This is a genomic window from Microbacterium sp. HSID17254, assembly GCF_003989315.1.
Taxonomy (GTDB): domain Bacteria; phylum Actinomycetota; class Actinomycetes; order Actinomycetales; family Microbacteriaceae; genus Microbacterium.
Genome location: NZ_RBLT01000023.1, coordinates 11,830 through 31,494 on the forward strand (window position 1 = coordinate 11,830; position 19,665 = coordinate 31,494).

18 protein-coding genes are annotated in these 19,665 nt (G+C 69.7%); 9 read left to right on the forward strand and 9 right to left on the reverse strand.

All coding sequences use genetic code 11. The annotated features are described in order from the left end of the window. Positions 1 to 28: 28 nt before the first annotated feature. The 3 genes from D8M34_RS12755 to glf are packed head-to-tail and all read right to left on the reverse strand — an operon-like array spanning position 29 to position 2,728. A complete protein-coding gene (locus tag D8M34_RS12755) occupies positions 29 to 763 on the reverse strand; it encodes an ABC transporter ATP-binding protein (protein WP_025103024.1) in 735 nt (244 codons plus the stop codon). Then, positions 763 to 1,581, reverse strand: coding sequence for an ABC transporter permease (locus D8M34_RS12760; RefSeq protein WP_126894199.1), 819 nt, complete (start codon positions 1,579 to 1,581; stop codon positions 763 to 765). The genes D8M34_RS12755 and D8M34_RS12760 overlap by 1 nt, the downstream gene beginning before the upstream one ends. A gap of 10 nt (positions 1,582 to 1,591) precedes the next feature. Continuing rightward, positions 1,592 to 2,728: a UDP-galactopyranose mutase gene (gene glf, locus D8M34_RS12765; protein ID WP_062766491.1), complete on the reverse strand. Its 1,137-nt coding sequence runs from the start codon at positions 2,726 to 2,728 to the stop codon at positions 1,592 to 1,594. A gap of 151 nt (positions 2,729 to 2,879) precedes the next feature. On the opposite strand from glf, the gene D8M34_RS12770 reads away from it, so the two are divergent. After that, entirely contained in the window at positions 2,880 to 3,767 is an 888-nt protein-coding gene (locus D8M34_RS12770; RefSeq protein WP_062766488.1) for a glycosyltransferase, read from the forward strand. On the opposite strand, the gene D8M34_RS12775 is transcribed toward D8M34_RS12770, so the two are convergent. Genes D8M34_RS12775 through D8M34_RS12785 form a run of 3 tightly spaced genes read right to left on the reverse strand, consistent with a single transcriptional unit; the run spans position 3,768 to position 6,675 of the window. After that, positions 3,768 to 4,502 carry a glycosyltransferase family 2 protein gene (locus tag D8M34_RS12775; RefSeq protein WP_231729423.1) on the reverse strand — a complete coding sequence of 245 codons (735 nt, stop codon included), beginning with the start codon at positions 4,500 to 4,502 and terminating at the stop codon, positions 3,768 to 3,770. Beyond that, entirely contained in the window at positions 4,499 to 5,728 is a 1,230-nt protein-coding gene (locus tag D8M34_RS12780) for a hypothetical protein (protein ID WP_126894200.1), read from the reverse strand. The genes D8M34_RS12775 and D8M34_RS12780 overlap by 4 nt, the downstream gene beginning before the upstream one ends. After that, positions 5,725 to 6,675 (reverse strand): glycosyltransferase, encoded by a 951-nt coding sequence (locus tag D8M34_RS12785; protein WP_062766482.1) that lies wholly within the window; start codon positions 6,673 to 6,675, stop codon positions 5,725 to 5,727. Before D8M34_RS12785 ends, D8M34_RS12780 begins: the two co-directional genes overlap by 4 nt. Before the next feature lie 102 nt (positions 6,676 to 6,777). On the opposite strand from D8M34_RS12785, the gene D8M34_RS12790 reads away from it, so the two are divergent. Beyond that, positions 6,778 to 7,794, forward strand: coding sequence for a glycosyltransferase (locus tag D8M34_RS12790; RefSeq protein WP_062766479.1), 1,017 nt, complete (start codon positions 6,778 to 6,780; stop codon positions 7,792 to 7,794). A gap of 9 nt (positions 7,795 to 7,803) precedes the next feature. On the opposite strand, the gene D8M34_RS12795 is transcribed toward D8M34_RS12790, so the two are convergent. From D8M34_RS12795 to D8M34_RS12805, 3 genes are read right to left on the reverse strand one after another with little or no spacing between them, the layout of a single operon-like run. Next, a complete protein-coding gene (locus D8M34_RS12795; RefSeq protein WP_062766476.1) occupies positions 7,804 to 8,187 on the reverse strand; it encodes a DUF2304 domain-containing protein in 384 nt (127 codons plus the stop codon). After that, complete coding sequence (locus tag D8M34_RS12800) at positions 8,184 to 8,924, reverse strand: glycosyltransferase family 2 protein (protein ID WP_062766473.1); 741 nt, start codon at positions 8,922 to 8,924, stop codon at positions 8,184 to 8,186. Before D8M34_RS12800 ends, D8M34_RS12795 begins: the two co-directional genes overlap by 4 nt. 16 nt (positions 8,925 to 8,940) lie before the next feature. Further along, a complete protein-coding gene (locus tag D8M34_RS12805; RefSeq protein WP_126894201.1) occupies positions 8,941 to 10,878 on the reverse strand; it encodes a DUF6541 family protein in 1,938 nt (645 codons plus the stop codon). Between the two features lie 133 nt (positions 10,879 to 11,011). Between D8M34_RS12805 and rfbA the strand changes: the two genes are divergently transcribed. The 7 genes from rfbA to D8M34_RS12840 are packed head-to-tail and all read left to right on the forward strand — an operon-like array spanning position 11,012 to position 19,651. Next, complete coding sequence (rfbA, locus tag D8M34_RS12810; RefSeq protein WP_025103013.1) at positions 11,012 to 11,884, forward strand: glucose-1-phosphate thymidylyltransferase RfbA; 873 nt, start codon at positions 11,012 to 11,014, stop codon at positions 11,882 to 11,884. Next, on the forward strand, positions 11,881 to 12,879 hold the full coding sequence (rfbB, locus tag D8M34_RS12815; protein ID WP_062766466.1) for a dTDP-glucose 4,6-dehydratase: 999 nt from the start codon (positions 11,881 to 11,883) through the stop codon (positions 12,877 to 12,879). Before rfbA ends, rfbB begins: the two co-directional genes overlap by 4 nt. Further along, positions 12,876 to 14,303: a sugar nucleotide-binding protein gene (locus tag D8M34_RS12820; protein ID WP_126894202.1), complete on the forward strand. Its 1,428-nt coding sequence runs from the start codon at positions 12,876 to 12,878 to the stop codon at positions 14,301 to 14,303. The genes rfbB and D8M34_RS12820 overlap by 4 nt, the downstream gene beginning before the upstream one ends. Then, entirely contained in the window at positions 14,300 to 15,601 is a 1,302-nt protein-coding gene (locus D8M34_RS12825; protein ID WP_062766460.1) for a UDP-glucose dehydrogenase family protein, read from the forward strand. Before D8M34_RS12820 ends, D8M34_RS12825 begins: the two co-directional genes overlap by 4 nt. Next, on the forward strand, positions 15,528 to 17,654 hold the full coding sequence (locus D8M34_RS12830; protein WP_082758493.1) for an acyltransferase family protein: 2,127 nt from the start codon (positions 15,528 to 15,530) through the stop codon (positions 17,652 to 17,654). The genes D8M34_RS12825 and D8M34_RS12830 overlap by 74 nt, the downstream gene beginning before the upstream one ends. A gap of 8 nt (positions 17,655 to 17,662) precedes the next feature. Continuing rightward, complete coding sequence (locus D8M34_RS12835) at positions 17,663 to 18,562, forward strand: glycosyltransferase (protein WP_082758492.1); 900 nt, start codon at positions 17,663 to 17,665, stop codon at positions 18,560 to 18,562. Positions 18,563 to 18,580: 18 nt separating this feature from the next. Beyond that, complete coding sequence (locus D8M34_RS12840) at positions 18,581 to 19,651, forward strand: glycosyltransferase family 4 protein (RefSeq protein ID WP_062766451.1); 1,071 nt, start codon at positions 18,581 to 18,583, stop codon at positions 19,649 to 19,651. Positions 19,652 to 19,665: the final 14 nt, after the last annotated feature.

Consider the following 19,665-nt stretch of genomic DNA (forward strand, 5'->3'; position numbering starts at 1 on the left):
CCCCCGTCCGCCCGCGCCGCGGGGCCGGTCAGACGGCGTAGTCGGCGTTGTAGCGGTCCAGCACCTCGGCGATCGGCGCGTCCAGCGCGAGCGTGCCGCGGTCGAGGTAGAGACCGCGCGTGCAGAAGCGCCGGAGGTCGCGCTCGTTGTGGCTCACGAAGAACAGGGTCCGACCGTCGGAGAGCAGCTCGTCGATGCGCTTGTAGCACTTCTCCCTGAACGCCTTGTCGCCCACCGCCAACACCTCGTCGACGAGCAGGATCGGCTCGTCGAGCTGGGAGACGACGGAGAACGCCAGCCGTACCTTCATCCCGTTGGAGAGGTGCTTGTAGGGCGTCTCCTCGAACCCGGCGAGCTCGGCGAAGCCGATGATGTCGTCGTAGCGGCGCGCGATCTCGTCCTTGGCCATGCCGTGCAGCCCTGCCGTGAGCCGCACGTTCTCCCGCACCGTCAGGTCGCCGACGAAGCCGCCGGTGATCTCGATGAGGGGTGCGACGCCGCCGTTGACCCGCACGCGCCCCTCGTCCGGAAGCAGGACGCCGGCGACGAGACGCAGCAGCGTCGACTTGCCCTGTCCGTTCCGTCCGACGACGCCGATCGACTCCCCCGGCTGCACGGTGAACGAGACGTCGCGGAGCGCCCAGAACTCCCCGGGGCGCGACCGGCGGGAGGCGCCGCCGAAGAGATCCTTGAAGCTCCGCCGCCCGCGCCGGTTGCGCCGGAAGCGGACGCCGAGACCCTGGACATCGATCGCGGCGTCCATCACAGCTCCTTCAGCACGGGGCGCTCGAGACGCCGGAACGCCGAGACGCCCAACGCGAGGATCAGCAGGCACATCGCGACGCTGACGGCGAGGGTGAACGGGTTCCACTGGTCGGGGAAGAACGGCATGCGGTAGAGCATGAAGATGCCGGCGAGCGGGTTGAAAGCGCCGAGGGTCTGGAAGATCCCCGGGAGATCGGTGACGTTGTAGATGATCGGCGTCGCGTAGAACATCGCCCGCAGGATGAGGGCGGTCGTGCGCTCGAGGTCCGTATACAGCACGCACAGCGGCGCGACGAGCAGGCCGAGGCCGACGAGCAGCACCGTCTGCATGAGGACGGCGACCGGCAGCCACAGCACGCCCCAGCCGATCTGCACGACCTGGTCGGCATGGCTCTCGAACAGCAGGTTGACGACGATGAACAGCACCAGGACCGGCAGCGAGAACAGATATTCCATGCCCTTGCTGAGCACGATGCGGTTGACCCAGATCGAGCGGGGGATCGACGTCGAGCGGACGAGTCGCGCGTCCTTCTTGAACGCGCGGGTGAAGTCCGACACCGAGCTGTTGAACCATACCCACGGCAACAGCGCGCTGATGAGGAAGATGATGTACGGCTCCTCGCCGACGTCGCGCCGGAACACCTGGGTGAAGACGAACCAGTAGATCGCGCTCATCACCAGCGGATCGAGGACCGACCACAAGTAACCGAGGAAGCTGGTCGCATACCGGACCTTGAGGTCGCGGGCGGACAGCAGCCACAGCGAATGCAGATAGCGCCGGGGCGTCCCGGGCGCCCCGACAGCAGCGTGACTCACGGTTCCGAGTCTAGGAGAGAGTGTTGTTCCAGAGCGACAGCGCCGACCCGATGGCCATGTGCATGTCGAGGTACTGGTAGGTGCCGAGGCGGCCTCCGAAGTGCACGTCCTGCTCCCCCTTCGCGAGCTCGCGGTAGGCCAGCAAACCCTCACGGTCCGTCGGGGTGTTCACCGGGTAGTACGGCTCGTCATCGCGCTCAGCGAAGCGCGAGAACTCCCGCATGATGACGGTCTTGTCGGACTCGTAGACGTCCTTCCGCTCCGGGTGGAAGTGCTTGAACTCATGGATCCGGGTGTAGGGCACGTCCATGTCCGGGTAGTTCATGACGCTGGTGCCCTGGAAGTCGCGGACGTCGAGGACCTCCTGCTCGAAGTCGAGCGTGCGCCAGCTCAGCGCCCCCTCCGCATAATCGAAGTACCGGTCGACAGGGCCCGTGTACACCACGGGGACCTGGCCGACGGTCGCCGTCTTGCTCAGCGGCTGGGACTCGTCGAAGTAGTCCACGCCGAGCTTCACCTCGATGTTCGGGTGATCGGCCATGCGCTCCAGCCACGCCGTGTAGCCGTCGGTGGGCAGGCCCTCCCAGGTGTCGTTGAAGTACCGGTTGTCGTAGGTGTAGCGCACGGGCAGGCGGCTGATGATGTCGCCGGAGAGCCTCTGCGGGTCGGTCTGCCACTGCTTGGCGGTGTAGTCGCGGAAGAACGCCTCGAACAGCGGGCGGCCGACGAGGGCGATGCCCTTCTCCTCGAAGTTCGCCGCGGACTTCACGTCGAACTCGCCGGCCTGTTCCTTGACCAGCGCGCGGGCCTGGTCGGGGGTGTACGCCGCCTGGAAGAACTGGTTGATCGTCCCGAGGTTCACCGGCATGGGGAACACGACGCCCTTGTGCGTCGTGTAGACCCGGTGCACGTAGTTCGTGAACGACGTGAAGCGGTTGACGTACTCCCACACCGTCGCGTTCGACGTGTGGAACAGGTGCGCGCCGTAGCGGTGCACCTCGATCCCGGTCGCCGGCTCGGCCTCGCTGTAGGCGTTGCCGCCGATGTGCGAGCGGCGGTCGATGACGGTCACCTTACGGCCCGCTTCCGCGGCGCGCTCGGCGATGGTGAGGCCGAAGAAGCCGGAGCCGACGATGAGGAGGTCCATGCGTGATTCTTTCCTGTCTGGAGCCCCAGCCGGGGACCCGTCGCGGCAGCCCGTTGGAGGCAGCCGTTGGCCCTCCCATGCTACCCGTGACTGCCGTCGGCACCGGTCAGGGGCGTCCGCCCGCGCCCTCACTTCGTATGCTGAAGGGACGATGACGATAGATATCATGCTGCCCTTCTGGGGGGACCCGACGCTGCTGCGCCAGACCGTGGAGTCCGTCCGCGCGCAGACCGACGGCGACTGGCGCCTCACGGTGATCGACGACGCCTACCCGGACCCCGCGGTGGCGGAGGCCTTCGCCCGCCTCGACGACCCGCGGATCCGGTACCGGCGGCATGACGAGAACGTCGGCATCATCGAGAACTTCCGGGAGAGCGTGCGTCTGGCCGACGCCGACCATCTGGTGGTGCTGGGCAGCGACGACCTCCTGCTGCCGGGCTACGTCGCCGCCGTCCGCGCCGCCATCTCCCGCCATCCGGACGCCGCCGTGGTCCAGCCGGGCGTTCAGGTGATCGACGAGAACGGCGCGCCGTCGCTGCCGCTCGTCGACCGGGTAAAGCAGCGGATGCTGCGACCGGACACCCGTGCCGGCGACGTCGAGCTGAGCGGGGAACGGCTCGCGACGAGCCTGGTGCGGGGCAACTGGCTCTACTGGCCGTCGCTCGTATTCCGGACCGACGCCATCCGTGCGCACGACTTCCGCGACGACCTGCCCATCGTCCTGGATCTGGCGATCCTCCTCGACATCGTCTTCGCGGGCGGATCGCTCGTCGTGATCGACGACGAGGTCTTCGCCTACCGACGGCACACCGAGAGCGCGTCGCAGAAGGCCATCCTCGACGGTTCCCGCTTCCGGGACGACCGCCGGTTCTTCCTGGAGACGGCGCGACGGGCCGAGGAGCGCGGCTGGACGACGACCGCCCGCGCGGCCCGGGCCCGGGTGTTCGCGCGCCTGCATGCCCTGACGACGGTGCCGACCGTCATGCGACGCGGGGACGCCGAGGGCCGCCGCGCCCTCTGGGCGCACATCCTGCGCTGATCAGCGCCGGACGGCCGACCCCCACGCCCGCAGCAGCATCACGCGGGCGCGGAGCACCGCCCCGATCCCGCGGGGCCGGGACGGGGAGGCGTTCGCATCGTGGATCCGCCGCCGGATCGTCGGGGCCTCGATGTGCGTCATGGTGCGGTGCGCGTTGCCGACGAGCGCGATCCAGAGATCGTGGCTCTCGTCGAGGTACGACGGGAACGGCAAGACCCGGTCGAGGGCGTCCCGGCGGATCGCCATGGCGCAGCCGTAGTACGGCGCCATCCCGGCGAGGATCCGCAGCGCGTTGCGCACGCCCTGCCGTGACCATGCCGCCCGCAGCCGCCAGGGCCGGCGGGTGATCGGGTTCGGGAGCGGATCGTCGGAGCCGAGCAGCACCAGATTGGACGCCGCGACCGCGGAGTCCTCGAGCGCAGCGAGGAACAGGGCGCGCCGACCGGGGATCCAGACGTCGTCCTGATCGGACAGCATCACGACGTCGCCCGTGGCCCGGCCCAGCGCCTCCTCGAAGGTGCGGACGTACCCGCGGTTGTCTCCCCGCGCGTGCACCCGGATGCGCGGATCGTCGAAGCCCGCCAGCACGTCGACCGTGCCGTCGGTCGAGGCGTCGTCCACGACGACCACCTCGTCCTGGGGCTCCAGCTCCGCGAGGATCGACTCGAGCTGCGGCGCGAGGTACCGCTCGCCGTTGTACGTGGCCATGCACACGCTCACCCGGATCGCGCTCACGACGCGGCCTCCTTCGCTGGTCTGCGCAGCTCGGCACGGAGCACGAGCACCTGATACCCCGCGACGCACAGCTCCGACACCGCCACCGCCCACGCCACCGCCGGCACGGATCCGGCCGCGGCGAAGAGGAGGATGAGCGGAGCGCCGACGAGCGCACCGATGAGCGTCGAGACGGCCAGTGCGCGCACCCGCCCGACGACGACCAGGCAGGAGTAGCCGACGATGGCCGCCGTGGCGATGCCGATGAAGGCGACGCCGAGCGGCAGCGACACCTCCCAGGGGACGGTGATCGCGCCGACGGAGAGGATCGTCGACGCCCACGGGCTCAGCACCGCGATGCACGCGCCGCCGATGATCCCGATGACGACGGCGGCGCCGGCGGCGATCCGCGCCCGGTGCCGGTAGTCGGCCTCCGGGTCGGGCACCCACCCCTGGAAGAACTGCTGGATGGGCAGAAGGGCGATCGAGGCGTACTTGAACAGACGGTCGGCGAAGGCGTACATCGGCTGCAGCGCAGGGAGGAACGCCTGCACGGCCACCATCGGCAGGGTCACGTAGAGACCGCTGACGAGCGTGGCGGAGACGGCATGACGCTGTCCGCCGAGCACCACCCGCAGCGGCACCCGGCTGTGCGACGAGGCGGTGGAGCCGCGCAGGACGGTCACGGCGTCGATCACGACGGCGCCGACGAAACCGAGTCCCTGGGCGACCAGATACACCCACAGCTCGCCGGTCAGGACGGCGCCGACGATTCCGACGACGGCCCCGAGGACGGTCGGCAGCGTGTCGCAGAGGAGCAGCCGCAGGGGCTTGCCCTCCCCCGTGAAGTACCACGCCGCCCCGAGATTCGGCAGCAGGTACACCGCGGCGCCGAGCACGGAGACGAGGACGTCGCCGCGGGTGAGCAGGGCGAGGATGAGCGCGATCACCGGGAGCACGAGCAGGTAGAGCAGGGCGCGAGCGCGGAGGGACGTGCGGTAGAAGGCCTGCCGCCCCTCGACGGGGATGCCGGCGACGGTCGCGGCGCCGGTCGCGCCCCAGCCGAAGGCCACGAGGATGCCGCCGAACTGCGACACCGTCTGGATGAGCGCGAGGGTGCCCCAGGTGGTCTTGCCGAGAGAGGCCGTGAGGAGCGGGATCGAGATGATGCCGATGAGGGTGACGACGCCGACCGAGACGGTGAACCCGCTCAGGCGGCCGGCCGCGGAGCGCACGGCCCCGCTCACGCCGGCTCCTGCGCGATCACGGGTGCCGTCCACCGGATCTCGGCGGCGACGGGGGCGAGCGCCGCGGGCATCCGGCCCATCCGTCCCCGGAACGCGGCGACGGCCGCGGCTCGGTACACGCGCAGCAGCGCCCGTCGTGGCTGCGCGACCCAGACGGCGTTGACGAAGTGGATGCCGTCGAGGAGGGAGTCCCGGATGATCTGGCGGGGAGCCACGAGGAGGTACTCGCGGTTGAGCACGATCCGGTTCCGGAGACGGTAGAAGTAGCGGAAGGGGGTGCTCAGGGTGATCTCGGGCGGGATGCCGGGCAGCCGCACCGTGCGTCCCCACAGCTCACGGCGGTACTTCGCCCCGAGGGCGTGCTCCATCCGCACGCCGCCGGCGGCGAGGACCCGCCATCCGCGGCGGCGCAGCCGGAGCTCGAACTCCGTGTCGACGAGATCGATGAAGAAGTCCTCGCGCAGCGCTCCGACGGCCTCGACCACCGGCACGGGGAGGAGCATCCCGGACTGGATGACGTTGGCGGCGTCGCCGTAGGGCGCCTCGGGCCCGCGCTGCTGCCGCACCCCGGCGAAGAACTCCGGGACGACGACGCCGACGCGGGCGCCCGCCGCCGTCGCGGCGTCGTGGGCCGCGAGCAGCGCGGCCACGAAGCCCGGCTCGATGTGCGAGTCCTGGTCGAACGTCAGCACGAACCCGGCGCCCGCCTCCTGCGCCCTGGCGATGCCGTCGTTCAGCGCCGCGGCGATGCCGTCGTTGGCGGGGCGTCGCACCACCGTGGCGCCGTCCGCGGCGAGCGCCGACAGCACGGGGTCGGAGGTCGGGCCGGAGCCGTCGTCGACGACGATCACGCCGTCGACCTGCGGGGCGACCGAGGCGACCGCCTCTCTCGCGGATTCACCGGGCCGGAAGGTCGAGAAGACGGCCCAGACACGCGAGGCGCTCATCCGAGGCGCACCGGACGGGGGACGGAAAGCAGAGACTCCAGCATGGCGCCTTTAGACTAGCCTCATTCGCTGATCGACCCCGCAGACCCGGAAGGCCCTCTCGTGTCGACCTCCCCGTTCGGCACCATCGTGCTGGCCGCCTACTCCCCCGATCCGGAGCTCTTCCGTCGTCAGCTCGCCTCCCTGCGGGCACAGACGGTGGAGAACTGGGAATGCGTGATCTCGGTGGACGGCGATCCCGCGCCCGTCGCCGCCCTGGTCGAGGAGATCACCGAAGGGGACGGTCGCTTCCGGATCGTCGGCGACGGATCGCGGCTGGGCTTCTACCTGAACTTCGAGCGCGGCCTCCTCGCCGTGTCCGAGCGCAGCACGTGGATCGCGCTCTGCGACCAGGACGATCGCTGGGACGCCGACAAGATCGAGCGTCTGCTGCCCCACCTCGACGAGGTCTCGCTCGTCTCCGCCCAGGCGCGGATCGTCTCGTACCCCTCCGAGAAGGAGACCGAGCGCACGGCCCGCCGCGATCACGGCCCGCTCTTCACCCTCCTCTCCAACGAGTTCACCGGCTCGCTGTGCCTCTTCGCCCCGGAGCTGCTGGCGACCGCCCTCCCCTTCCCCCGCGCCTCGACGAGAGTCGCGACCCACGACCACTGGCTCGCAGTCGTCGCGGCGGCCCACCGGGGCACGCGCATCGTCGACGACGTCGTGCAGGACTACGTGCAGCACGACGCCAACGTCTTCGGCGACCCGAGCCGGCTCGGCGGCGGCAGCATCCGCCAGTCGGTGCGCAACATCCGCGACCAGGCGGAGCGCTACGAGGGCTCCCGCTCCCCGCGGGCGATCGCCCGGATGACCTTCTGGACCTATGTGGGCTGGCGACAGCTGCTGGTCGACACGCTCGATCGACGGATCCCGGCGTCCCGCGTCGACGCCCGTCGTGACCGGATCTTCGGCGACGACCGTCGGTTCCGCGCGGCATCCGCCCTGCTCCGGGTGGCGCGGCGGCGTGGCATCGTGCCGGCGCGCTTCGCGCTCGAGTATCGCGCGAGCTGGCTGTGCGGAGCGGTCAGCGGCGGGCGCCGCGCCGTCCGTCGTGCCGTCGACGCGACCGGCGTCTGACGGCGGAGCTCAGTCGCGCTCTCCCGGCGCGCTGCGCTCCTCGAGACTCGAGGTCCGCTGCTCCAGCCGCTCCAGCTGAGTGCGCAGGATCGCCGACTCCTCCGCGAGACGGCGGGTCTCCTCCTCGACCTGGCTGAGCTCCCAGGACAGGTGCAGCGCGACCCCGAGCAGCAGCAGGATCGCCGTCGCGAAGAGCAGGTTGGACGGCACCTGCACGCCGAGGAACGCCGTGAGACCGGCCAGGAGCCCCGGGAAGAGCCCGACGATGAGCACCGAGACGGCGATGATGAGCCACAGCACCGCGTACTTCTCGCGGAGCCGTCGCGTGAGCAGCATCCAGAGGACGATGACGAGGATGAGGACGGCGAGGGCGATGCCGACGAGGACGATCATGCGCGCGGTTCTCCCTTCCGCGAGCCGGTGCGTCGCATCGCTGCCAGCAGCAGGGCGAACACCGACCTCAGCAGGTAGACGGTGGAGCCGAGCGGACCCTGGCTGGGGGTGCCGTGGGCGCGGGGACGCATCGCGACACCGACCTGAGTCACCGTGAGGCCGGAGTGCAGCGCCGCGACCAGCGAGTCGAGCGTGTCGCCGAGGTACTCCGCGGGGTAGTACCGGACGTACTGGTCGATGGCCCGCGCGTTGGCGGCGCGGAATCCGCTCGTCACGTCCGTGAGCCGGGTCTTCGCGATCCGCGAGACCACCGAGGCGAGGAAGACCATCGCCCACCGGCGCGGCCCGCGGACGGAGTAGTCGCCGACGTCGGAGAAACGCGCGCCGATCGAGATGTCCGCCTTCTCGAGGCCGCCGAGCACCCGCTCGATGTCGCCCGGGTCGTGCTGCCCGTCCGCGTCCACCTGGATCGCCGCGGCGTACCCTTCGCGCGCCGCATAGGTGAACCCGGTGCGCATGGCCCCGCCCACGCCCAGGTTGAACGGCAGCGACAGGACGGCGGCGCCGGCCTCCCGTGCCGCCGCGGCGGTGGCGTCGGTGGAGCCGTCGTCGATCACGACGACGTCGTAGCGCGACGACGCGGCGCGGATCTCGCGGACGGTCGTCCCGACGTTGTGCTCCTCGTTCCACGCGGGCACGAGGACGAGGACACGGTTCGCACGTGTCTTGTCGGTCATGTCAGGATCTCCGAGTTCAGCCCAGACCGCACGCGGTCACTTCGTACAGTCTGGCATCGCCTTCGCTGTCGACCAGACGCACCACCCCGGAATCCTCCAGCTCCTCCAGGCCCGGGAGCGGATGCGAGCCGTTGTGCACCTCCCGGTCGCCGAAGTCCAGCACGAAGCCGACGCCGGTCTCGCGGAGGGCATCGCACACGTCGGGCTGCGTCTCGGCGTCGGCGAGATGGTCGTTCACCGTCTGGGCGTCCTCGGAGACGTCCACGAGGATGTGCGGCATGAGCACCTCGCGGCCGCCGATCGCATAGGCCAGCGCGGTGCCCGTGTAGGGGTTCCCCGCGATCGTCTCCCCCGCCGGCACGTGGGCGGGGAGTCGTTCGAGCAGCGCCATCTCATCGGCACTCACCAGTGCGGAGTCGTCGTCCAGCGCGAACCGTCCGTGCGCCTGCTCCACGGCGTGCGGCAGAGCGGGCAACGGCAGCAGGACCGCGCCCACGACCGCCAGGGCCGCGCCCGTGAGCGTGCGGACCCTCACGGCCTCGGGGCGCGCCGCCGCCCAGCGTCGTGCCACCGCCTCGACGGTGCGCGCGACACCGAACGCCGCGAGCGGGACGAGCGCCACGCCGAAGACGGCGGCGAGCCGCGGCCAGTTGTTGTACCAGCTCCCGGTGAGCGCGTCACGGAGCGTGCCGAACGGCGAGGCGATGACGATCACGAACAGGGCGGCGCCGATGATCCACGACGCCACCGTCACGAAGATCGGCCCGGTGCGCTCCCGGACGGCCCACACCAGACCCAGCAGGATCGCGAGGGCGACGCCGATCGACACCGTGCCGTAGAACATCGACACCTGCGCCACCTCCTGCACGGCCTCGGCCGGGCTGAGCGCGGTCGGCCACAGGCGCGTGGGCAGCGGCGGGCGGAGGATCTTGAGCAGCAGCAGCCCCAGGCCGAGGTACGCGAGCACTCCGACCACCAGCCCGATGCGTGCCCGACCCGCGGGGTGTCCGCGCCAGAAGCGGACGGCGAAGACGCCGACCATCGGGACGGACAGCGCCAGCCACGCGACGAACCCGCCGGGGTGAGCGAGGGCGACCCCGGGGATCGCGCCCAGGAGGACAAAGCCCCACCAGCCCGGCGCCCGCTCCCCGGCGCTCGCCCCGATCCCGAGCAGGGAGGCGGTCGCGGCGAGCGCGACCGGGGCGAGCGCGAGCGCGAGCTGGAACGGGTAGAGCACGCCGTAGTCCATCGGGAGCAGCGGGAACATCGGCACCGACGCGCTGACGAGCGCCGCGCTGACCGTGACGGCCGCGGTCGCCCCGGCGAGCACCCGCGAGAGCAGCACGGCGCCGAGCGGCCACAGCACCGCGGCGATCACGAGCGTCTGCGCATTGACCACGGCGGGGATGCTCGCGCCGCTCAGCTGGACGACGATGGCGGCGGTGGCGTGCCAGACCGACGGGTAGAACGGCACGCCGCCGTTAGGGCTCGTCATCTGGCCGAGTTGAAGGGGCGAGGCGGCGCCGGTGTCGAGGATGTAGCGGATCGCGTTGAGGTGGAAGACGTTGTCGAACGTCTGGGAGATCGCCGTCGGCGCTCCGATCACGGAGAGTGTCTGCCCGCCGATCACGATCGCGGCGAGGACCAGGGCGAGCACCGTCCACCACGGCGAGAAGGAGCGCGGCGCCACGGGGCGCGGCGTCGTCCTGCGTCGCACGAGCAGCACGCCGGCGCCGATCACGACCGCAAGGACGAGGCTCGGAAGGATCGACCACCCGAGACCGAGCCATCCGGCGACGACGCTCGCGCCGCCGTTCACGGTCGTCGCGAAGGCGGGGGCCGCGGCGACGGCCCAGAGTCCCCGGAGCCCGATCACCCAGGCGAGCGACCCTCCGAGAACCGCGTACACCGCGAGGAGGACGACGGCAGGCCACAGCAGTTCGAGCATTCCCATTAGTTCCAGATCTCTCGAGGACAACCGGATCAGGATATCCCGGGGCCATGGCGATCCCCTGCGTGGTCCGGCGGGACGCCGCTGCCTCGGCTCGCGCCCGGGACTTCCGGGAACAGTGTGTCAACATAGAGGCGTGAAAGGCATCATTCTCGCCGGGGGCTCCGGCACGCGTCTGCACCCGATCACACTGGGGGTCTCGAAGCAGCTGATCCCGGTGTACGACAAGCCGATGGTCTACTACCCGCTGTCGACGCTGATGCTCGCCGGCATCCGCGACATCCTGGTGATCACCACTCCGCACGACGCCGCGCACTTCGAGCGGCTGCTGGGCGACGGATCGCAGTTCGGGATCAACCTGCAGTTCGCGCAGCAGCCGTCGCCGGACGGCCTCGCCCAGGCCTTCACCATCGGCGCGGACTTCATCGGCGACGACTCGGTCGCCCTGGTCCTCGGCGACAACCTGCTCTACGGCCCCGGCCTCGGGAGCCGCCTGCAGCGCTTCGAGGACATCGACGGCGGCGCGGTCTTCGCCTACTGGGTGGCGGAGCCCCAGGCCTACGGCGTGGTCGAGTTCGACGACGAGGGCCGCGCGGTGTCGCTCGAGGAGAAGCCCGCACAGCCCAAGAGCAACTACGCCGTCCCCGGTCTGTACTTCTACGACAACGACGTCGTCGAGATCGCCCGCAACCTGGAGCCGAGCGCACGCGGCGAGTACGAGATCACCGACATCAACCGCGCCTATCTGGAGCGCGGCAAGCTGCAGGTCGAGGTCCTCCCGCGGGGCACCGCGTGGCTCGACACTGGCACGTTCGACCAGATGACGGACGCCGCGGAGTACGTGCGCACGATGGAACGACGCACCGCGCTGAAGATCGGCGTCCCCGAAGAGGTGGCGTGGCGTCAGGGCTTCCTGAGCGACGACGAACTGCGCGAGCGCGCCGAGAAGCTGGTCAAGTCGGGCTACGGGGTCTACCTGCTCGACATCCTGAAGAGAGGACACGCATGAGCCGTCTGCTCGTGACCGGAGGCGCCGGCTTCATCGGCTCCAACTTCGTCCACCACGTGGTGGCGCACACGGACCACCACGTGACCGTGCTCGACGCGCTCACCTACGCCGGCAACCGGCGCTCGCTGGAGGGCCTGCCCGAGGACCGGGTCACCTTCGTCGAGGGCGACATCACCGACGCCGCCCTCGTCGACCGGCTCTTCGCCGAGACCGACGCGGTGGTCCACTACGCCGCGGAGTCTCACAACGACAACTCGCTGAACGACCCGCGTCCGTTCCTCGACACGAACATCGTCGGCACCTACACGCTGCTCGAGGCGGCGCGTCGCCACGATCGCCGTTTCCACCACATCTCGACGGACGAGGTGTACGGGGACCTCGAGCTGGACGACCCGGAGCGCTTCACCGAGTCGACGCCGTACAACCCGTCGTCGCCGTACTCCTCGACCAAGGCCGGCAGCGACCTCCTGGTCCGCGCCTGGGTCCGGTCGTTCGGCGTCCAGGCGACCATCTCGAACTGCTCCAACAACTACGGCCCGTACCAGCACGTGGAGAAGTTCATCCCGCGGCAGATCACGAACGTGCTCCGGGGCATCCGTCCGAAGCTCTACGGCGCCGGCGAGAACGTGCGCGACTGGATCCACGCGGACGACCACTCCTCCGCGGTCCTCACGATCCTGGACAAGGGCGCCATCGGCGAGACCTACCTGATCGGCGCGGACGGCGAGCGCAACAACAAGGACGTCGTGGAGCTCATCCTCACGATGATGGGGCAGCCCGCCGACGCCTACGACCACGTCACCGACCGCGCGGGCCACGACCTCCGCTACGCGATCGACTCCACGAAGCTGCGCACCGAGCTCGGCTGGCGTCCGCAGTTCTCCGACTTCGAGGCCGGCCTGTCGGCGACGATCGACTGGTACCGCGACAACGAGTCGTGGTGGGCGCCGAGCAAGGACGCCGTCGAGGCGTTCTACGCGGGCAAGGGCCAGTGAGCGCCGCGTTCGGGAAGAAGCTGGAGCGCATCGAGACCCCCATCCCGGGTCTCGTGGTGTTCGAGCTGCCCGTCCATGGGGACTCCCGCGGCTGGTTCAAGGAGAACTGGCAGCGCGAGAAGATGGTCGCCCTCGGTCTCGAGGACTTCGGTCCCGTGCAGAACAACATCTCCTTCAACGACGCCGTCGGCACGACGCGAGGCATCCACGCGGAGCCCTGGGACAAATGGGTGTCGGTTGCGACCGGGCGCATCTTCGGCGCCTGGGTGGACCTGCGCGAAGGCCCCACGTTCGGGGCGGTGTACACGACCGAACTCGATCCGTCACGGGCGATCTTCGTCCCCCGAGGCGTCGGCAACTCGTACCAGACCCTCGAAACGGACACGGCGTACACCTACCTCGTCAACGACCACTGGTCCCCCGACGCCTCGTACTCGTTCCTGAACCTGGCCGACGAGACGGCCGCCATCGCGTGGCCGATCCCGCTCTCCGAGGTGGAGATCTCGGAGAAGGACAAGGCGCACCCGCGCCTCGCGGACGTCACGCCGATCCCTCCGCGGAAGGTGCTCGTCCTCGGAGCCTCGGGCCAGCTGGGTCGCGCCCTGCGCGCGCGGCTCGGCGACGCGGCGCACATCGAGTACGCCACCCGCGCGGACATCGACGTGTCGGCGACCGACCTCGCATCGGCACGCCGCTGGCGTGACTACGGCCTCATCGTCAATGCGGCCGCCTACACCGCTGTGGACCAGGCGGAGACAGCGGACGGCCGGGAGCAGGCATGGGCCGCCAACGCCTCCGCGGTCGCCGCGCTCGCGCGGATCGCCGACGACCACGGCATCACGTTCGTCCACGTGTCGAGCGACTACGTCTTCGACGGCACGCACGACGGTGCCTACCCCGAGGACGCGCCGCTGCGCCCCCTCGGCGTCTACGGGCAGACGAAAGCCGCCGGCGACCTCGCGGCATCGACCGCCGAGCGGCACTACATCGTGCGGACGTCCTGGGTGATCGGCGAGGGCGGGAACTTCGTCCGCACCATGCAGTCCCTCGCCGAGCGCGGGATCGACCCGCGGGTCGTGGGCGACCAGATCGGACGCCTGACCTTCACTTCCGACATCGCAGCCGCGATCGCGCATCTCGTCGAGACGCGGGCCCCATACGGCGTCTACAACGTGACAGGATCGGGCGACCCCCGCTCCTGGGCGGACATCGCACGCGAGGTGTTCCGCCTGAGCGGCCACGACGCGGACCGCGTCACCGCCGTGAGCACGGATGAGTACTTCGCATCAGCGACCGGCCCGGTCGCCCCGCGCCCGCGGAACAGCGTTCTGGATCTCGCGAAGATCACCGCGACCGGGTTCGTCCCCGCCGACGCCGACGAGTCACTCGCGGCGTATCTTGCTGTCGAGGAGGAGATCCGATGAGGCTGAGTGTCATCGGCTGCGGGTACCTGGGGGCAGTGCACGCCACGGCCATGGCGTCCATCGGCCACGAGGTCGTCGGCTTCGACGTCGATGCCGACAAGATCGGTCGCCTCGCCGCGGGAGAAGCGCCCTTCTTCGAGCCCGGCTTCGACGAACTGCTGCGCGACACGCTGGCGACAGGGCGGTTGACGTTCTCCACCGAACCCTCCGACCTCGCCGCCGCACAGGTCCACTTCATCGCCGTCGGAACACCCCAGCGCGAGGACGGCGATGGAGCCGACCTCCGGTTCGTCGATGCCGCCGTTCAGGGCTTGCTCCCCGTGCTCTCCGAGGGGGACGTCGTGGTCGGCAAGTCGACGGTTCCCGTAGGCACCGCACAACGGCTCGCCGACATCGTCGCTCCCACCGGCGCCATGCTGCTCTGGAACCCGGAGTTCCTCCGCGAGGGCTTCGCTGTCCAGGACACCCTTGAGCCCGACCGCATCGTCTACGGAACGGCAGACCCGGAGGGTCCAGGGGTCGCGATCCTCGACGAGGTATACGCGAAGGCTCTCGCGGCCGGGATCCCGCGTCTCGTCACCGACTTCTCGACGTCCGAACTGGTCAAGGTGGCGGCCAACGCGTTCCTAGCCACGAAGATCTCCTTCATCAACGCGATGTCGGAGATCGCCGACGCCACGGGCGCGGATGTGACGCAGCTCGCGGATGCGATCGGACACGACGTCCGCATCGGCCGCCGCTTCCTCAACGCCGGCGTCGGCTTCGGTGGCGGTTGCCTGCCGAAGGACATCCGCGCGTTCGCCACCCGAGCTGAGGAGCTCGGGCACGGGAGAGCTCTGCGATTCCTCCGCGAAGTGGACGAGATCAACCTACGCCAGCGGAACCGCCTCGTCGATGTCGTGTCAGAGGAACTCGGTGGCTCCGTCGCCGGACGTCGCATCGCGATCCTCGGGCTGGCATTCAAGCCCAATTCGGACGACACGCGCGACTCCCCCGCGCTGGATATCGCCACGCGCCTGCACGGGCTCGGGGCGGACGTCATCTCCTATGATCCGGAAGCGATCGAGACGGCGCGTCGTGTTCGTCCTCACCTGACGTACGCGCGTACCGCGGACGAGGCTCTCGCCGGTGCCGAAGCAACGGTCGTCGTGACCGAATGGGAGCAGTTCAGGCAGCTCGACCCGGAGACGGCCGCGGATCTGGTGGCGGACCGTCTGATCATCGATGGCCGCAACTGCCTCGACGCCGGCCGCTGGCGCGCTGCCGGGTGGAGCTACCGTGGCCTCGGTCGGCGCTGACCCGCGCGTCCGCGCAACGAAGAGAACCGCTTCGTCCCGGCTACCCCACCCGCCTCGCGCGGACATCCAGGCGCTGCGCGCGTTCGCGGTAGCGGCCGTCGTCGTCTTCCATGTCTGGCCGCATGCGCTCACCGGCGGGTACATCGGAGTCGACGTCTTCTTCGTGATCTCCGGCTACCTGATCACCGGGCAATTGGTCCGACTGCGCGAGCGGGGCGGCCTCCGGCTGAGTGCGTTCTGGGCGGCACGGGCGCGTCGCCTGCTTCCTGCGGCGCTCCTCGTGCTCGCCGCGAGCACCGTGCTCACTCTGCTCTTCGCGCCTCCGGCTCTGGTCACGCAGTACCTGCGTTCCATCGTCGGAAGCACTCTCTACGTCGAGAACTGGGTGCTCGCCGCCGACGCCGTCGACTACCTTGGCGCGGACAACGCTCCTCCGATCGCCCAACACTACTGGTCGCTCTCCGTGGAGGAACAGTTCTACATCCTCTGGCCGCTGCTCGTGATCGCCGCGACCAGCGCGGCCATCGCCAGGGGACGAGGCCGCAGGGCCCTCCTCGTCACCCTCGGCACCGTCACGGCGGCGAGTCTGGTGCTGAGTCTGGTGACGACATTCACCGCTCCCTCCTTCGCGTACTTCGCCACGCCGGTGCGGATGTGGGAGTTCGGATTCGGTGCCCTGGTGGCTGTGCTCCCGGCGATCGCCGTCCCCCGCGCAGCGCGCGCCGTGATCTGGCTAGCCGGGTGGCTCGCGCTGATCGGCTCCGCCCTCATTTTCGGACCGACGACGCCCTTCCCGGGATACGCAGCAATCCTCCCCGTCGCGGCGACGGCCGCGCTGATCCTCATCGGCCCGACCCCGCCCTTCGCGGCGGCCCGCCTCCAGGCCTGGCGTCCTGTGCAATGGCTCGGCGACAACTCTTACGGCATCTATCTGTGGCACTGGCCGCTCATCGTGATCGCTCCCGCCGTCCTCGGGGCGGAGCTCGACCTCTGGCAGAACGTCCTGCTGGTCGTGCTGACTGCGGTCCTCGCCGCGCTCGGCAAGAGATATGTCGAGGATCCGCTGCGGTTCGGCAGGCTCACCAGTTTCCGCCCTCGGACGATCCTGTGGGGGACGGCGGCCGCAATGGTCGTGGTCACGGCCGCCGCCGGCGTTCCCGCGCTCGCCATCTCCGCGTCCGAGCAGGAAAGGACGGCCCAGGCGCAGACAGAGATCGCGGATCCCGACGCGTGCCGAGGCGCGAATCTCCTCCTGGGCCCCGACTGCGCCGGCGCCAAGAGCGAGATCGTCGACCGCGCCGAACTGATCCCCGGGCTCGCTGGGCTGTACGACGACACAGACGGCGCTTTCGCCTGCTACACGCAGAGTGCGGCGCCGATCGAGCCCTGCCACCTCGGATCCGAGGCGCCCGATGCCGTGCGCATCGCCGTCACCGGAGACTCGCACGCCGCCATGTTGGTCCCGGCTCTGCGAGACGTCGCCGAGGACGCCGGGTGGTCCATCGACGTCTACGTGGGCCGAGGGTGCGCGTGGTCGAGCGATCCCGACCCCGCGTGCGCTGAGCGTCGCACGGCCCTGGACGCCGACCTGCTCGCCGGCGGATACGACGCAATCCTCGTGACCGCGTGGAACCAGATCGACGCCGACGCTTCGGAGCGCGCGGAGCGCGGCGCGCAGTTCGCCGACCGCTGGCGCGCCGCGCAGGAGGCCGGAGTCCGCGTGATCCCCGTGCTCGACAACCCGGCTGTCCCGCAGGCTGCCGCGGACTGTCTGGCGGAGCAGCGCGACTTCTCCTACGAGACGTGCGCGTTCTCCGCCGCCGATTTCCTCCGCGAGGATCCTCTTTCGATAGCCGCCCGTGACGCAGGCATCACGCCGATCGACCTCCGGGGCGCCTTCTGCGATCCGGAAGGAGTGTGCCCCATGGTCGCAGGAGGCGTCGTCGTGTACCGCGACCTCCATCACATCACCGCCACCTTCAGCCATTCCCTCGCTCCGTACCTTCGCCGGGAGATCACCGCACTTGTCCCCGACTCGGCCCCCACTTCTTAGGAACCGCCATGCCCCCACTCGTGTCGATTGTGATGCGCACGAAGGACCGTCCGGTTTTCATCCGGCGTGCTCTTCGGAGCATCGGCTCGCAGACCCACACCCATTGGGAACTGATCATCGTCGACGACGGCGGTGCTCCCGGGGTCGTCGAGGCGGTCGTGGCCGAGAGCAGCCCTCTGGTGCGGGAACGAACCAGGATCATCTCGCACCCGGTCTCACTCGGGCGCTGGCAGGCGGCCAACGCCGGAGTGCGCGCCGCGCGCGGGGATCTGCTCGTCCTGCACGATGACGACGACTCCTGGGCACCGGAGTTCCTCGCCCGCGCCGTCGCCTACCTGCACGAGCACCCCGATCGCCTCGGCGTCGTCTCGCGCATCGAGATCGTGTGGGAGCAGCGCACCGGCGACGAGCTCAGAGAACTCGGCCGCGAAGCGTTCCTCCCCGAATCGGTGGCCCCGCTGCTGATGGATCAGCAGCGGTTCAATCAGTTCGTGCCTATCGCGTTCGTCTATCGGCGGGAACTCCACGAACGCCTCGGACTCTATGATGAATCCCTCCCTGTCGTCGGCGACTGGGTCTTCAACACCCGGGTCCTGGAGCTCGGCGCTCTGGAGTACCTCGATCCCGCGCCGCTGGTGTACTGGCACCAGCGCCCGTCGGGTATCGGGGTGGACGGCAACAGTGTGATCGCCGCAAGCGAGGACCACCGGCGGACAGACGCGCTCCTCCGCGACGAGGAGTTCCGGCGCCTGGTCGCCCGAGAGGGAGCGGGAGCGGCGCTGTACTTCGAGCGCCGGCTGCGCGAGACGGAGGAACTGATGAAGCGGGAGTTCGCCTCCCTGCGGAAAGAAGCGCTCCACCCGCTACGGTCGGCGTACCGCCGCCTGCGGAACAGGTTCCAGAAGTGAGATCGGAAGTGTGACGAGATGAAGACAGGTCCCCGGCTCTGCGTGTTCCCGGCCTGGAACGGCAACCCCTACCTCAACCTGATGGGCCTCGCGCCCCGGGCTGCCGGCTACCGCTTCATCGAGCGATCGGCGTACTCGTCTCTGCTGGCCTCCGTCGCGGCGCTCGACGCCGGAGACGTGCTGCACCTCCATTGGACGGCACCGATCGCACAATCCGCACGATCTCACCGCGAGGCGGCGAAACGCGTGCAGGTGGTCGCCGAGAGTCTTGCGGAGGCTCGCGCACGGGGCGTGAAGATCGTGTGGACCGTCCACAATCGCCTCCCCCACGAGCTCACGCATCTGGATGCGGAGCGTCGGCTCTATGCGGTTCTCGCCGAGGCGGCCGACCTCATCCACGTGATGGCACCGGCGACGTCCGACTTGGTCTCCGACGTCGTCGTGCTGCCGCCGGAGAAGATCGTGACGATCCCCCACCCGAGCTACCTCGGCGTCTACGACTCCGACATCTCGCGGGACGACGCGCGCGCCAGCTTCGGTCTCGACCCGGAAGACCATGCGATCCTCTTCCTCGGTCAGATCCGACCGTACAAGGGCATCGACCTCCTCCTCCAGGCGACCGCGCACGCGCAGCGCGCAGGGGGGCGTCGACCCGTCCTCCTGCTCGCCGGTTCCGCCAATTCCGAATCGATCGCGCAATACGATGCGCTCAAGCCGTCCGGCATCCGCACGATCACTGCTTTCGAGTCCGTGCCCGATGCCGATGTCGCGAGGTGGTATCGCGCCGCCGACGTCGCCGTGTTCCCGTATCGCGCCATCCTGAACTCCGGAAGTCTGCATCTCGCGGCGACGATGAACGTCCCCTCGATCCTGCCGGGTCTTCCCCATCTTCGGGAACAGTTCGGTGCCGAGCCCTGGGTGACGTTCTTCGACGTCGACGCGCCCGTGGACTCCCTCACTGCTCTTCTCAGTGATGACGACCTGTTCGCAGGCGTGGGCGAGACGGACTTCGAACGGTTCAACGACGGCATCAGCCCGTGGACGGTCTCGCTGTCGTACCTCAGAGCCCTACGGACGCTCGGAGACTAATGCTCCGCCGAGAC

Excerpts from the sequence above, each read along its gene's own strand:
- rfbB (WP_062766466.1), top strand. The coding sequence starts at position 11,881 with ATGAGCCGTCTGCTCGTGACCGGAGGCGCCGGCTTCATCGGCTCCAAC.
- D8M34_RS12755 (WP_025103024.1), bottom strand. The coding sequence starts at position 763 with ATGGACGCCGCGATCGATGTCCAGGGTCTCGGCGTCCGCTTCCGGCGC.
- D8M34_RS12835 (WP_082758492.1), top strand. The coding sequence starts at position 17,663 with ATGCCCCCACTCGTGTCGATTGTGATGCGCACGAAGGACCGTCCGGTT.
- D8M34_RS12785 (WP_062766482.1), bottom strand. The coding sequence starts at position 6,675 with ATGAGCGCCTCGCGTGTCTGGGCCGTCTTCTCGACCTTCCGGCCCGGT.
- D8M34_RS12770 (WP_062766488.1), top strand. The coding sequence starts at position 2,880 with ATGACGATAGATATCATGCTGCCCTTCTGGGGGGACCCGACGCTGCTG.
- D8M34_RS12825 (WP_062766460.1), top strand. The coding sequence starts at position 14,300 with ATGAGGCTGAGTGTCATCGGCTGCGGGTACCTGGGGGCAGTGCACGCC.
- D8M34_RS12830 (WP_082758493.1), top strand. The coding sequence starts at position 15,528 with ATGGCCGCAACTGCCTCGACGCCGGCCGCTGGCGCGCTGCCGGGTGGA.
- glf (WP_062766491.1), bottom strand. The coding sequence starts at position 2,728 with ATGGACCTCCTCATCGTCGGCTCCGGCTTCTTCGGCCTCACCATCGCC.
- D8M34_RS12805 (WP_126894201.1), bottom strand. The coding sequence starts at position 10,878 with ATGGGAATGCTCGAACTGCTGTGGCCTGCCGTCGTCCTCCTCGCGGTG.
- D8M34_RS12795 (WP_062766476.1), bottom strand. The coding sequence starts at position 8,187 with ATGATCGTCCTCGTCGGCATCGCCCTCGCCGTCCTCATCCTCGTCATC.
- D8M34_RS12800 (WP_062766473.1), bottom strand. The coding sequence starts at position 8,924 with ATGACCGACAAGACACGTGCGAACCGTGTCCTCGTCCTCGTGCCCGCG.
- D8M34_RS12840 (WP_062766451.1), top strand. The coding sequence starts at position 18,581 with ATGAAGACAGGTCCCCGGCTCTGCGTGTTCCCGGCCTGGAACGGCAAC.